This is a genomic window from Streptomyces sp. NPDC005963, from assembly GCF_040638655.1.
Taxonomy (GTDB): domain Bacteria; phylum Actinomycetota; class Actinomycetes; order Streptomycetales; family Streptomycetaceae; genus Streptomyces.
Genome location: NZ_JBEXVD010000023.1, coordinates 23744 through 36766 on the forward strand (window position 1 = coordinate 23744; position 13023 = coordinate 36766).

Annotated in this window: 12 protein-coding genes; 1 reads left to right on the forward strand and 11 read right to left on the reverse strand. The window is 69.5% G+C overall.

Features of this window, described 5'->3' with window-relative positions; all coding sequences use genetic code 11:
* Positions 1–2: 2 nt before the first annotated feature.
* From ABZ348_RS25870 to ABZ348_RS25890, 5 genes are all read right to left on the reverse strand, one after another.
* The gene (locus ABZ348_RS25870) at positions 3–494 is read right to left on the reverse strand and encodes an NUDIX hydrolase (protein ID WP_358936884.1); all 492 of its coding nucleotides are present in this window, start codon (positions 492–494) and stop codon (positions 3–5) included.
* On the reverse strand, positions 491–1672 hold the full coding sequence (locus ABZ348_RS25875; protein WP_358937078.1) for a CHAD domain-containing protein: 1182 nt from the start codon (positions 1670–1672) through the stop codon (positions 491–493). The genes ABZ348_RS25870 and ABZ348_RS25875 overlap by 4 nt, the downstream gene beginning before the upstream one ends.
* A gap of 28 nt (positions 1673–1700) precedes the next feature.
* The gene (locus tag ABZ348_RS25880; RefSeq protein WP_358936886.1) at positions 1701–3932 is read right to left on the reverse strand and encodes an RNA degradosome polyphosphate kinase; all 2232 of its coding nucleotides are present in this window, start codon (positions 3930–3932) and stop codon (positions 1701–1703) included.
* Positions 3933–4371: 439 nt separating this feature from the next.
* Complete coding sequence (mshD, locus tag ABZ348_RS25885; protein ID WP_358936888.1) at positions 4372–5298, reverse strand: mycothiol synthase; 927 nt, start codon at positions 5296–5298, stop codon at positions 4372–4374.
* A gap of 163 nt (positions 5299–5461) precedes the next feature.
* Complete coding sequence (locus ABZ348_RS25890) at positions 5462–6694, reverse strand: serine hydrolase domain-containing protein (protein ID WP_358936889.1); 1233 nt, start codon at positions 6692–6694, stop codon at positions 5462–5464.
* 462 nt (positions 6695–7156) lie between these two features.
* Here ABZ348_RS25890 and ABZ348_RS25895 point away from each other — a divergent pair, with 462 nt between their 5' ends.
* Positions 7157–8980 carry a bifunctional metallophosphatase/5'-nucleotidase gene (locus ABZ348_RS25895; RefSeq protein ID WP_358936890.1) on the forward strand — a complete coding sequence of 608 codons (1824 nt, stop codon included), beginning with the start codon at positions 7157–7159 and terminating at the stop codon, positions 8978–8980.
* Between the two features lie 140 nt (positions 8981–9120).
* Here ABZ348_RS25895 and ABZ348_RS25900 read toward each other — a convergent pair whose 3' ends face one another.
* From ABZ348_RS25900 to ABZ348_RS25925, 6 genes are all read right to left on the reverse strand, one after another.
* Positions 9121–9303, reverse strand: a complete 183-nt coding sequence (locus ABZ348_RS25900) for a hypothetical protein (protein ID WP_358937096.1) — start codon at positions 9301–9303, stop codon at positions 9121–9123.
* 136 nt (positions 9304–9439) lie between these two features.
* Complete coding sequence (locus ABZ348_RS25905) at positions 9440–10018, reverse strand: hypothetical protein (RefSeq protein WP_358936891.1); 579 nt, start codon at positions 10016–10018, stop codon at positions 9440–9442.
* A 1-nt stretch (position 10019) separates the two neighbouring features.
* Positions 10020–10385 (reverse strand): PadR family transcriptional regulator, encoded by a 366-nt coding sequence (locus ABZ348_RS25910; protein ID WP_358936893.1) that lies wholly within the window; start codon positions 10383–10385, stop codon positions 10020–10022.
* A gap of 208 nt (positions 10386–10593) precedes the next feature.
* Complete coding sequence (locus ABZ348_RS25915; protein WP_358936895.1) at positions 10594–10779, reverse strand: hypothetical protein; 186 nt, start codon at positions 10777–10779, stop codon at positions 10594–10596.
* An 88-nt stretch (positions 10780–10867) separates the two neighbouring features.
* On the reverse strand, positions 10868–12283 hold the full coding sequence (locus ABZ348_RS25920; RefSeq protein WP_358936897.1) for a HAMP domain-containing sensor histidine kinase: 1416 nt from the start codon (positions 12281–12283) through the stop codon (positions 10868–10870).
* Entirely contained in the window at positions 12280–13011 is a 732-nt protein-coding gene (locus ABZ348_RS25925) for a response regulator transcription factor (RefSeq protein ID WP_358936899.1), read from the reverse strand. The genes ABZ348_RS25920 and ABZ348_RS25925 overlap by 4 nt, the downstream gene beginning before the upstream one ends.
* Between the last annotated feature and the right edge of the window lie 12 nt (positions 13012–13023).

Genomic DNA, 13023 nt, shown 5'->3' on the forward strand with positions numbered 1-13023 from the left:
TGTCAGGGCGCGGTCGCCAGGAGGGCGTCCAGCACCTCGCGATCCCGTTCCTGGGTGAGGCGGGCGCGGGCCGCGTCCGGAGCGAGCCAGGCCACCCGGTCGACCTCGTGATTCGCCGCGAAAGATCCCCCGCGCGCCTCAGCGGCCCAGTAGCGGACCTCCTTGGGGTGCCCGTCGACGAGGTAGTGCGCCGTGGGCAGTTCGATCCCGGGCGTGCAGTCGCGTCCGGTCTCCTCCTTGACCTCGCGCAGCGCCCCGGCCAACGCGTCCTCGCCGCGTTTGAGCTTGCCCTTGGGATGCGACCAATCATCGTATTTAGGGCGGTGCACCAGACAGATCTCCAGGTCGCCCGGCTCCGCCTGACCGGCTGAGGAACCGGCTTCCGGGCGCCGCCACAGGACGCATCCGGCCGCCAGCACCGGTACGGGCGCGTCCGCCGCCGGCTCCCCCGGGGGGTCTTCGAGCTGCCTGCTCTCGATCGGTCCGTTCGTCATCGGCTCACCTCCATCGGGCGGGACTTCTGCCAGACCTGGTGGAAGGCGAACCGGGCCGCCTCCACCTCATGGCGCTGGTCGGCGTGGAGCACTCCGAGCGCATACGCGGTCGCCGGCGCGATGCGCGGCGTACGGGCCGCTGCGGCTGCCACGCCGGCCGCCTCGGCCGCATCGCGGTGGAGGTCCAGCAGCAGACCGGCGCGGTGCAGCGGCGGTACGAGTCCCCGGTCGGCCGGTGCCCCGGTCGTCGAAGGCTCCAGCACTTCGGCCGCGTACCGGTGCAGTCGCAGCAGCACCCGGACCCGGTGCCACGGGGCGTCCTGGGCGTCCTCGGTCGACGTCGCTGCCAGATCGTTGACCAGTGCATCGGCGTTGTACGGGTGGCCGGCTCGGGCCAGCGGCAAGAGGGCGACCGCCTGCACCAACCGCTCCTCGGCCGACTGTGCCATGCCCGTCAGCACATCGAGGGAGCCGGGACCGGTCAACAGTCCCGGGCTGCCGTTGCGGTGGGTCTTGGCCGCGGGGCCCAGCGGGAGTTCGGAGGCGAGCAGCGCCACCGCGTCGGCCACCGCGTGGAGCCGCGCCGAACCGAGCGCCTGGAGCGTGGTGGAGTGCGCCCGGGTCCTGGCCAGGGTCAGTTGACGCTCCAACAGGGCAGCGGCCCGGGCCGCGCCCACCGCGAGCGTTCCCGTACCCGCCGCTGGCTGTGCCCGACTGCGCGGGGCCGGTACCGCTTCGTCCGGGGAGAGTGCACGGATCTGCCCCGCCCCGGGGCGGTCGCCGGGGGCGGTCCGTCCGGAAGGACCACCAGCAGCACCAGCAGGGCCGGCGGATGCGGTGCCCGACAGTCGGCCCAGCGCCCCGAGCAGCCGCTCCAGCCGTGCCGTACAAGCGTGTTCCTGCGCCAGCGTGCCGGAGATCCAGGCCAGTTCCGTACGGAGTCCGTCGGCCCACTCCACGTCCAGGAGCGGGCGGAAGGTGTGCAGGGTGCCCCCGATGCGGCGGGCCGCCGTCCGCAGCGACTGGGCGGCCCGTGCGGTCCCGGCCGCGCCCGCGGCTTCGGCGCCGCGCTCCCCGTACAGACGCAGCCCGCGCAAGAAGTCCCCCGCGTGCTCATGGAGATACGCGGCGAGGAGGTGGCCCCCCGGGGCCTCCCGGTCCGTGGACGCACGGTCCACGGGCGCGGGCCGGGGGGCCGGGGTCGATTCAATTCTTGGCACGCCTGCGCCTCCGCGCATCGATCAACATCTCCTGGACATGCTTCAACGGCTGTCCTTCCGCGTCCGTGGAGTGCCGGGTCCACGCACCATCAGGTCCCAGGTGCCAGGACGAGACGGAGTCGGACATACCGCTCTCCATGAACCGGGTGAGGGCCGCCCGGTGGGCCGGGTCGGTGACCCGTACCAGTGCTTCGATCCGGCGGTCGAGGTTGCGGTGCATCATGTCCGCGCTGCCGAGCCACACTTCGGGCTCGCCGCCGTTGCCGAAGGCGAAGAGGCGGGAGTGCTCCAGGAACCGACCGAGGACCGACCGCACGCGGATGTTCTCGGAGAGGCCCTCGACCCCGGGACGGATGGCGCAGATGCCCCGCACCCATATGTCCACCGGGACGCCGGCCATCGAAGCCCGGTAGCAGGCGTCGATGATGGCCTCGTCCACCATGGAGTTGACCTTGATGCGGACATAGGCGGGCCGGCCGGCGCGGTGGTGCGCGGCCTCCTTGTTTATCCGTGAGACCAGTCCGTCGCGCAGTGACTTGGGGGCGACCAGCAGTCGGCGGTAGGTCTCGCGGCGTGAGTACCCGGAGAGCCGGTTGAACAGGTCGGACAGGTCGGCGCCGACCTGCGGGTCGGCCGTCAGCAGCCCCAGGTCCTCGTAGAGCCGTGCGGTCTTGGGGTGGTAGTTGCCGGTGCCGACGTGGGAGTAGCGCCGCAGGATGTCACCTTCTTGACGCACCACCAGCGAGAGCTTGCAGTGCGTCTTCAGGCCGACGAGCCCGTAGACGACGTGGCAGCCCGACTCCTCCAGCTTCCGCGCCCACTTGATGTTGGCCTGCTCGTCGAAGCGGGCCTTGATCTCGACGAGGACCAGCACCTGCTTGCCGGATTCGGCCGCGTCGATGAGCGCGTCGACTATGGGGGAGTCGCCGGAGGTCCGGTACAGGGTCTGCTTGATCGCCAGTACGTCGGGGTCCGCGGCGGCCTGCTCCAGAAACGCCTGTACGGAGGTGGAGAAACTGTCGTACGGGTGGTGCAGCAGCACGTCCCGTTCGCGCAGCGCCATGAATATGTCGGGTGCGGAGGACGATTCGACCTCGGCCAGGTCCCGGTGGGTGCCCGCGATGAACTTCTGGTACTTCAACTCGGGCCGGTCCTGTGCGGCGATGCCGAACAGTCCGGTGAGGTCCAGCGGGCCGGGCAGCGGATAGACCTCGGCGTCGGTGATCTTGAGCTCACGGACCAGGAGGTCCAGGACGTACGGGTCGATGGACTCCTCGACCTCCAGCCGCACCGGAGGGCCGAAGCGGCGCCGCATCAGTTCCTTCTCCAGCGCCTGGAGCAGGTTCTCCGCGTCGTCCTCCTCGACCTCCAGGTCCTCGTTCCTGGTCACGCGGAACATGTGGTGCGCCAGCACCTCCATGCCGGGGAAGAGCTCCTCCAGATGGGCCGCGATGACGTCCTCCAGCGGCACGTACCGCTGGGGGGACGCCTCCAGGAAGCGCGAGAGCAGCGGCGGCACCTTCACGCGGGCGAAGTGCCGGTGCCCGCTGACCGGATTGCGGACGACGACGGCGAGGTTCAGCGACAGTCCGGAGATGTACGGGAACGGGTGCGCCGGGTCCACCGCCAGCGGGGTCAGCACGGGGAAGATCTGGTGCCGGAACAGGGTGAAGAGGCGGGCCTGCTCTTTCTCGGTCAGATCGGGCCACCGGATCAGATGGATGCCCTCGTCCGCCAGGGCGGGGGAGACGTCCTGCTGGAAGGTGGCGGCGTGCCGGGCCATCAGTTCGCGGGAGCGGGTCCAGATGAGGTCGAGGACCTCACGGGGCTGGAGCCCGGACGCGGAGCGGGTGGCGACGCCGGTGGCGATGCGGCGCTTGAGGCCGGCGACCCGGACCATGAAGAACTCGTCGAGGTTCGACGCGAAGATGGCGAGGAAGTTAGCCCGTTCGAGTAGCGGGGTCGCCGGGTCCTCGGCCAGTTCCAGTACGCGTTCGTTGAAGGCCAGCCAGCTTCGCTCCCGGTCCAGGAACCGTCCTTGCGGCAGTTCGTCCCCGGAGCCGGTGCGATCGTCCTCTTCATAGCCGTCGAGGTCCGCGTCGAGGTCGGGCTCCAGATCGGAGACCGTCGCTGCGACGGTGTGCGGTCGGTGCGCGGCTATCGAACCGACGGACGGCTGGGGGTGCTGGACCGAGGCATCGGCAGGCTGCTGACTCATGAACCCATTCTTCCGCGTGAAAGGCGCGTCAGGCGCGTCGGAGCGGACCGAGATGAGGTGGATTCTCCCGGCCGGCGGTGACGGCACAGAGCGTACGGAGTCAGACGCGGGGTGCTGCATGGGGTCGAGGGTCCCAGGGGATTCTGAATGCCGAGTGACGCCTGGGTGGCCTGTGGGGGCCGGTGAGGGGCCCACCAGGTGCTTGCTGGGGCTGGGACGGGGGGTGAACGGCTCTCGTCGTGGGGCGTTCGGGCCGGTTTCCCGAGGGTGGGGTACGGGCCCGGGCGCGGGTGAAGGGTTCGCTCGGGCGGGGGACATGGTGACGCCCGGTGACAACAGCGGACCCGCCCGGTCGGGGGTCCGGCCCGGAACGGCTGTGGCCCTACCCCACCGGGGTAGGGCCACAGCGCGAGGCTCTAGGACTCCACAGCGCGAGGCTCTAGGACTCCGTGCGGTACATCAGGTCCACCTCGTGCGTGGTGAAGCCCAGCCGCTCGTACACCTGCACCGCGGCCGTGTTGTCGGCGTCCACGTACAGCATCGCCGTCGGCAGTTGCTGCGCGGCGAGATGGCGCAGACCGGTGGCGGTGAGCGCCTTGCCGAGGCCGCCGCCCTGGGCATCGGGCAGCACTCCGACCACGTACACCTCGCCGAGCTGTTCGGCGGCGTGGACCTTCGTCCAGTGGAAGCCGATGAGCTGACCGCCGCGTTCGGCGAGGAAGAAGCCCTGCGGGTCGAACCAGGACTCGCTCATCCGGTCGTCGAGGTCGCGCTGGGTGAGCGAGCCCTGTTCGGGGTGGTGGGCGAACGCGGCTGCGTTCACGGTGAGCCAGGCGGCGTCGTCCTGTCCGGGGACGAAGGTGCGCACGCTGACCCCGGGCGGGAACACCGGCTCGGGGATCTCGGACAGCGTGGTCAGGGGGCGGCGCATCTGACGCAGTTCCCGAAAGAGGGTCAACCCCAGCACCTGGGCCAGGTGCCGCGCGGCCGACTTGCCGCCGTGCGCCCACACCCGCAGTCGTTTGCCGGATGCGGCGAGCAGTGCGTTCCCCAGGGCCCGGCCGTGGCCGCGCCCGCGGCGCGAGGGGTGGACGACCAGTTCGGCCGCCGGGGCCTCGACGGGGTCGGTGTCCTCCAGCTGCGCGTAGCCCGTCAGTTCTCCGCCGACGGTGAGCAGCAGATGTGTCACACCCTCGCGCTTGCCACCGCGCAACTGGAGTCGGCCCTGCTCGGACACGGCCTGGGTGCCGTCGGTGGCCGCGGCGTCGGCGAGCAGGGTGGATACGGCCTGCGCCTGTTCCTGGGTCAGCTCGTCATGGGTGTGGATCTGGCGGCCTGGCTCCGGGATCACTGCGTCAGTCGTCATGGAAAAAGGGTACGGCGGCGGCCGTGGGCTCAGCCGGGCGACGAGGCGGTGCCCGGTCCCGCGACCTGCGCGGTAGGGCCCGGACACCTGCTCCGGGCCCTACCCGGGGCCGCCGCTCAGCGTTCGGGCGGGGCCACGGCCGTGGGGAGTATCACCATCAGGATCACCGTCGGTGGGCGGCCCGGTCGAGCTTCGCCGCGCCGCGCGCCGGTCCGCCGACCCCGCAGAACTCGCCTTCCTCGATGTAGGGGGACCAGCCCCAGTCGCCGTTGAGGTTGTAGGCGAGCGTGTGGCTGCCGTCCTCCGTGGTCAGGGCATGGGACAACGACCCCAACCAGCCGCCGCTGTGGCCCCAGAGCTTGACGCCGCAACTGGTGGTGAAGGTGGCGATGCCCAGGCCGTACCCGGTCCTCGGGTCCTCGGAGTCACTGACCGTCGTCTTCATCGCCTTGAGCTGCTTCTTCGACAGCAGTTTGCCGCGCATCAGGGCGCTGTAGAACCGGTTGAGGTCGGACGTGGTGGAGATGATGTCGCCGTCCGCCCAGGACTGCGAGCCGTTCTGGAGCGTGACGTCGTAGACCTTCGTCGCCGCCGGGTCGAAGGAGAGCCGGGAGTAGGCCCGGCTGTGGGGTCCCGGCACGTGGGACGTGTTCTCGGGCAGGGTCGTGCCGTGCAGCCCGAGCGGTCTGATGATCCGCCCCCGGACCTCGTCCTCGTACGTCTTGCCGCCGACGGACTCGATGATCAGCGCGGCCAGGACGTAGTTGGTGTTGGAGTAGCCGAAACGGGCGCTGGGTTGGAAGTCGGGCTGGTGGGACAGGGCGGTCCGTACGGCGAGGTCCGGGGTCACCGTGTCGTAGCGGTGCTTGAGGAAGCCGGGGGCCTCCATGTACTTCTTCACGTACGCGGCGTCGCCGAGGTAGTCGAACAGTCCGCTGGTGTGGTTCAGCAGCTGACGCACGGTGATCTTCCGGCCGTCGTTGCCGTTGCCCCTGACGACTCCGGGCAGATGGCGGTCCACCGTGTCGTCGAGGTCGAGTCTGCCCTCGGACTCCATCTGGAGCAGCACGGTGGCCACGAAGGTCTTGGTGATGCTCGCGACCCGGAAGCGGTCGTGGACACCGCGCGGTGCGCCCGTCTTGGTGTTGCCGATGCCGGACGTGCTGCGCCAGGTGCCGTTCTTGTCCCTGGCGCCCGCGACGACCCCGGGGATTCCGGCGGCGACCAGGTCGTCCATGGCGCGTTGGGTCTGGCTGTGCCCCTGGTGCGCCTTGTGCTCCTTGGTCGGCGGGATTTCGTGGCCGGCGGCCTGGACCGGGACCGTGAAGGCGGTGGCGGCGAGAGCCGCCGCGATCACACCCACCACACCGGTGCGTGTCATCCGTCGTGCTGTCATGCGTTGCTCCTCGATCGTCCCCTGACGGGGGTTGCGATGGGGTGACGAGCGTCGGCGCACCGGGCCTGCACTGCTTTCAACGGGTGTCCCGGTCGGACCCCCGCCGACACTGTGGAGGATGACGAGGGACGGGCACGTAGAGGTTGAACTCCGTCGTACGGTTGTCTGGATTTCGGCCCCTTGGGGGATATGGGGGACTGGGCCGGGTGTTCGACAAGTGGCTTGGGGAGGAAAGGCGAGCCCTTGGCTCCGGCCGCCCCTGACGGTCCATGGCTTTTGCGGCTGTTTGCATCGGTCGGCTGCGAGTTGTGGTGGCCGAAAACAGGGTGCCGGTGGGGTGGATTCCGTCGAAGGGCAATCAGCTCGTAACCCTCTACCCCTGTCGCGCTACGCGCGTTGACTCTAGGCTGCCGCTCGCAGCAGTACCGCCACGGCCGAGTCGCAAGGGGACAAAGGGGACACATGTCAGCAAGATCGCATCAGATGAGACCGCACCGGAACCGGCGCCGCCTGCTCACCGCGGTCGCCGCGCTTACCACCGTCGGCGCACTGGTCGCCGCCGTGCCCGCGGGGGCGAAGGAACGCGACGACCGGCACGGCAAGGGTGGTGGCCACGGCCACGGCCGCACCGTGGATGTCCAGTTGCTCTCCTTCAACGACATCCACGGCCATCTGGAGCCGCCTTCCGGTTCGTCCGGTCGCGTCACCCACACCAACCCGGACGGCACCACCCGCACCATCGACGCGGGCGGTGTGGAATACCTCGCCACCCATCTGCGCGAGGCGCGCAAGAGCAATCCGTACTCCGTCACCGCCGCCGCCGGTGACCTCATCGGTGCCACCCCCCTGCTCTCCGGCCTCTTCCACGACGAGCCCATCGTCGAGGCCCTGAACAAGCTCGAACTGGACGTCTCGTCCGTCGGCAACCACGAGTTCGACGAGGGTGCCAAGGAATTGGCCCGCATCCAGAACGGCGGTTGCCACCCCACCGAGGGCTGTTACGAGCGCGGCAAGAAGTTCAAGGGAGCCCAGTTCCCCTATCTGACCGCCAACGTCACCCACGAGAAGAACGGCCGTCCGCTGCTGGACCCGTACTTCATCTGGGAGCGCAAGGGCGTCAAGATCGGCTTCATCGGTGTGACCCTGGAGGGCACCCCGGACATCGTCAACGCCGCGGGCATCAAGGGCCTGAAGTTCGGTGACGAGGCCGAGGCCATCAACAAGTACACCCGCATCCTGGAGCGCAAGGGCGTCAAGTCGATCGTCGCGCTGCTGCACGAGGGCGGCGCACCCGCTTCGACCTCGTACAACTACAACTGCGACAGCCCGGGCCCCGGTGACGGCATCTCCGGTCCGATCGTGGACATCGCCAAGCGGATCAGCCCGCAGGTCGACGCCCTGGTCACCGGTCACACCCACCAGGCGTACGCGTGCACCATCCCCGACCCCGCGGGCAAGCCGCGCACGGTGACGTCGGCGGCCTCCTTCGGTCGGCTCTACACCGACACCACCCTGACGTACGACCGGCGCACCAAGGACATCGTCCGTACCGCGGTCACCTCGGCCAACCACGTCGTCACCCGTGACGTCCCCAAGGCCGCCGACATGACCCAGTTGATCCAGCGCTGGAACACCCTGGCGGCGCCCATCGCGAGCCGTCCGGTCGGACATATCTCCGCGGACATCGAGAACTCGCCTACCAATGAACGGCCACTGGGCAATCTGATCGCCGACGCCCAACTCGCGGCCCTCGCGCCCGTCGACAAGGGCGGGGCCCAACTCGCCCTGATGAACCCGGGCGGCATCCGGGCCGGACTGGTGCACAAGAGCACGGGCACCGAAGGCGACGGCGTGGTGACCTACGGCGAGGCGTTCACCGTCCAGCCCTTCACCAACATGATGAACGTCGTCGATCTGACCGGCGCTCAGCTGATCACCACCCTTCAGCAGCAGGTGAGCGGCACCAACCTGGCGTCCCCGAGGATCCTCCAGGTGTCCAAGGGCTTCACCTACACGCTGGATCTGACGAAGGCCGGCGCGGACCGGATCGTCGTCGGCTCGATCAAGCTGAACGGCGAGCCGATAGACCCGGCCAAGACCTACCGGGTGGCGATGAACGAGTTCCTCACCGGTGGCGGTGACGGCTTCTCCGTCCTGAAGGAGCACACCAACAAGCTGGTCGGTGCGTCCGACCTCGACGTACTGCTCGACTACTTCACGGCGAACTCCACTCCGGCGACCCCGCTGACGCCCCCGGCGCTCGGCCGCATCACGGTCGTGCAGTAGTCGCCGGCCGGAGCATCGTGAAGTGCAGTAGTCCCGAAGTGCGGTAGTCCGGACGGGCAGTGGTCCGGATGTCTCGCAGTCCGGATGACGGAAGGGGGCGGTGGGCCCGGGAGGGGCCCGCCGCCCCCTTCTCCGTGCCGTCAGGGCTGCACGGTCGGCACGGCAGCGGTCAGTTCGAGCCGCTGCCCGCTGAAGGAATCGCGCAGCCGCCGGTCGTGGGTGACGACGACCAGCGTCCCGTCGTAGCCGATGAGCGCTGCCTCCAACTCCTCCACCAGGGCCGGTGAACAGCAGTCGCCCGCCCGGTTCGAGGGAGAGGGCATTCAGCCGGAGCCGGCCGGGGACGTCGACCGGTGGGCTCGTCGAGCAGGAGCAGTTCGGGCGAGGCAGCCAGGGTGGCGATTCGGGCCGGGGCCTGGCCCGCCCCACTCCGGGGCGGGCCAGGCGTCCTGGTCGGACTCACTCCTGGGGTGCGGCCTGGGAGTACCGGCTTCGCCACTGCGGCAGTAGTCGCCACAGCTGTCCGCCGACGACGAAGGCGATCGCTGAAAGCAAGTAGACGAGCGGGGTCCATGAACCGCCGACCATGGCGCCCGTCGCGCCATCGCGGAAGGTGATGGTGGCCTCGTTGATCACATAGTGCACACCGGGCCACTGGAAGTCCCCGGTGGCATGGGGTTTGGCGGCACGGACGCCGGCGGTGAAGGCGGCCTTCCCGCCCACCGCGAGGAGCCCCGCGACCACATGCACCATGATCAGCCAGATGGTGCCCATGGTGTAGGAGGGCCGCGGACCGTGCTCCCCGTACTCCGCGGCCAAATAGCCGGCGGCGTGGCTGCGCAGGTCGCCCAGCCCGCGGACCGCCTCGATTGCGCCGATGTCAGCCGCCGCGGCGTGGAGGTTGGCCCGTGTCTCGCGTCGCCTGGCGCGCTTGGACCGGATGGGCAGGTCGCCGAGGTGGGAGTTGAGAGCCCACACGGCGCGTTCGATGCGCAGCCGGTCGGCCCGGGTCAGCTCTGAGTCACTCATGCGGTTCATGTCAGCTCTCCTCGGCGGGCGGGGCGGGTTCGGCGGGTGCGGGACGGGACAGCACCGGGGTGACCAGTTCGGCCAGGGAAAGCCAGTTGCGCGCTCCTTCGGCCAGTGCCCGGTACCCCTCCTCGGTGGGGCGGTAGTACTTGCGCGCGGGGCCCGAACGGGATGCGACCAGTCGGGCGCTGACCCGGCCCTCCCTCTCCAGTCGCGCCAGTGCCGGGTACACGGTGCCGTCCGCGATGTCCGTCAGTCCGGTCACTCGCAGGCGCTGTACCAGTTCGTAGCCGTAGGACTCTCGTTCGGCGAGGAGCCGCAGCAGCAGGAGCGACAGGACTCCCTTGAGGAGTTGGGGGTCTGGTGTCGATGTCACGGTATTAAGTTAAGGCCAGTACTTGGTAATGTCTAGTAGCGGTTCCAGGGGTTGCCCTGAAGATGGCTTCACTAGCTCGCCACCGCCGTAACGCCGCTCGCGGTCCAGCTGCTCGCCGACCGGCGACGAAACCGTCCGCAAGGTGCTCGCTCCGGCCGAACGATCCGCCGGTCGGCCGGTCAGCCGGGGTTCCCGTTCGCTGCCGGGCTCACTCCCTGATGCTCCAGCCGCCGACCTCGCGGTACTCCGAATCGCTCACCACCGCGCCGTCACCCGGCAGCAAGGCGTAGTGAGAGAGGTTCCCGGCCCAGTACCGCAAGATCCGGCCCAACTCCTTGGCCTTCTCTTCGGCGCTCGCGAATCCATCCACATCCACTTCCAGCACGAATCTCATGCCTCCATGGTTTCACTGACGCTCCCTGTGAGACTTTTCGGGAGACTGAACCGAGAACAGCCCCAAAAGCTTCAAACCGTGGTGGTGATCAGTCCAGGGGCGGCGGCGGGTGGGAGGCACCCGGCAGCCGGATCACTGCCTTCGTCCCGCCCCCCGGTGCCGGACGCAGTTCGACCTCGCCGCCCGCCTGCTGCACGGTGCGGGCCACGATCGACAACCCGAGCCCCGACCCCGGCAGGGCCCGCGCCGAAGGCGAGCGCCAGAACCGGTCGAAGACGTGCGGCAACTCCTCCGCACTCACGCCCGGACCGTGGTCCCGTACGGTCAGCACGCCCGCGGTCAGACCCACGTCCACGGTCCCGCCCGGCGGCGAGAACTTCACCGCGTTGTCCAGGACGTTGACGATCGCCCGTTCCAGCGCCGCCGGCTCCGCCCGGACGTACCAAGGGCTCAACCGGGTCTCGAACGACAACTCGGGACCGCGCAGCCGGGCCCGTCCCAGGGCGGATTCCACGATCTCGTGCAACGCCACCACCGTCAGCGGACCGCTCTGCACGGCATCGGGACGCGACAACTCCTGAAGGTCGCCGATCAGCGCCGCCAACTCCGACATCTGCGCCTTCACCGAGGCCATCAGCGCCCGACGGTCCGCCGGCGGGATCTCCCGACCGGTCTGTTCGCTGCGCGCCAGCAGTTCGATGTTCGTCCGCAACGAGGTCAACGGGGTACGCAGTTCATGGCCCGCGTCCCCGATCAGCCGGGCTTGACGGTCGCGCGAGGAGGCGAGTGCGGCGGTCATCGAGTTGAACGACCGCGACAGCCGGGCGATCTCGTCCTCCCCCTCGACCGGAATGCGCACGGTCAGGTCTTCCGTGCGGGCCACGTGCTCGACCGCGTCGGTGAGCTGGTCCACCGGTCGCAGCCCTGCACGCGCCACCCACAGCCCGGCCGCACCCGCGCCGAGCACACCGATGCCCGCCAGGCCGGTGAGGAGGAGGGCGAGCCGGTTCAGCGAGGTGCTGATCTCATCCAGCGGCCGGGACACCGAGACCGCGACCACCACTCCCTGGCCGCGCAACGCCTGCGCGGTGGTGTGGACGCGCACGGCTTCCCCGTCGTCCGTGGTGCTGTCGTGGAGGGTGCTCTCGCGCAGTCCCCCGGCCACGGCGATGTCCGGCGATTTGATCTTGACCGCCTTGGAACCCGATGCCACACAGCGGTTGCCCGCCGCATCGATGATCTGGAGGTACGCGAAACGCGGGTACTCCTCGGTGGCGCTGCTCTTGCTGAAGCACTGGTTCCACGCCGCCTGCACCGAACCCTCCGATGCGACGGTGTTCTCCAGCGTGGTGTTCAACTCGTCGTTCAACTGGGCCCGGGTCAGCAGCCAGCACGCGACCGAAACCGCCGCCACGGCGATCGCGACGGCGGTGGCCACCAGCAGCGCGAGCCGGGATCTGAGCGCCAGTCCATGGAAATGGAGGCGGTCGACCAGCGAGGTCACGTCTCACCGCCGCCGGCCCGCAGCACGTACCCGACCCCGCGCACGGTGTGCACGAGCCGCGGCTCGCCCCCGGCCTCGGTCTTCCGCCGTAGATACATCACGTACACGTCCAGAGAGTTGGAGCTGGGCTCGAAGTCGAAGCCCCAGACGGACTTGAGGATCTGCTCCCGGGTGAGCACCTGCCGGGGGTGGGCCAGCAGGAGTTCCAACAGGGTGAACTCGGTGCGCGTCAGATCCACCGGGCGGTTGCCCCGGTACACCTCGCGGGTCGCCAGATCCATCCGCAGATCGGCGAAGTACAGCACGTCACGGTCCGCGTCCTGGTCGGCGTCGGCCGGGGCCTGGTAGGAGCTGCGCCGCAGCAGTGCACGGATGCGGGCGAAGAGTTCGTCCAACTCGAACGGCTTCACCAGATAGTCGTCAGCGCCGGCGTCCAGCCCCGTCACCCGGTCGCCGACGGTGTCCCTTGCGGTCAGCATCAGGATCGGCACGGTCGATCCGGCCCCGCGGATGCGACGCGCGGCCGTCAGCCCGTCCATCCTCGGCATCTGGATGTCGAGGACGATGAGGTCGGGTGCGTACGACTCCGTCTTCGCCAGCGCGTCGAGCCCGTCGACGGCCACTTCGGTGCCGTACCCCTCGAAGGCGAGGGAGCGTTGCAGAGCCTCGCGAACGGCCGGCTCGTCGTCGACGATGAGGATGCGTTCGCCTGCACGGGGGGTCGTCATGGGGTCAGCCTT

What these genes read in the sequence shown, in the direction of transcription:
- ABZ348_RS25870 (WP_358936884.1), bottom strand. Translation starts at nt 494, where the DNA reads ATGACGAACGGACCGATCGAGAGCAGGCAGCTCGAAGACCCCCCGGGG.
- ABZ348_RS25880 (WP_358936886.1), bottom strand. Translation starts at nt 3,932, where the DNA reads ATGAGTCAGCAGCCTGCCGATGCCTCGGTCCAGCACCCCCAGCCGTCC.
- mshD (WP_358936888.1), bottom strand. Translation starts at nt 5,298, where the DNA reads ATGACGACTGACGCAGTGATCCCGGAGCCAGGCCGCCAGATCCACACC.
- ABZ348_RS25890 (WP_358936889.1), bottom strand. Translation starts at nt 6,694, where the DNA reads ATGACAGCACGACGGATGACACGCACCGGTGTGGTGGGTGTGATCGCG.
- ABZ348_RS25895 (WP_358936890.1), top strand. Translation starts at nt 7,157, where the DNA reads ATGTCAGCAAGATCGCATCAGATGAGACCGCACCGGAACCGGCGCCGC.
- ABZ348_RS25900 (WP_358937096.1), bottom strand. Translation starts at nt 9,303, where the DNA reads ATGCCCTCTCCCTCGAACCGGGCGGGCGACTGCTGTTCACCGGCCCTG.
- ABZ348_RS25905 (WP_358936891.1), bottom strand. Translation starts at nt 10,018, where the DNA reads ATGAACCGCATGAGTGACTCAGAGCTGACCCGGGCCGACCGGCTGCGC.
- ABZ348_RS25915 (WP_358936895.1), bottom strand. Translation starts at nt 10,779, where the DNA reads ATGAGATTCGTGCTGGAAGTGGATGTGGATGGATTCGCGAGCGCCGAA.
- ABZ348_RS25925 (WP_358936899.1), bottom strand. Translation starts at nt 13,011, where the DNA reads ATGACGACCCCCCGTGCAGGCGAACGCATCCTCATCGTCGACGACGAG.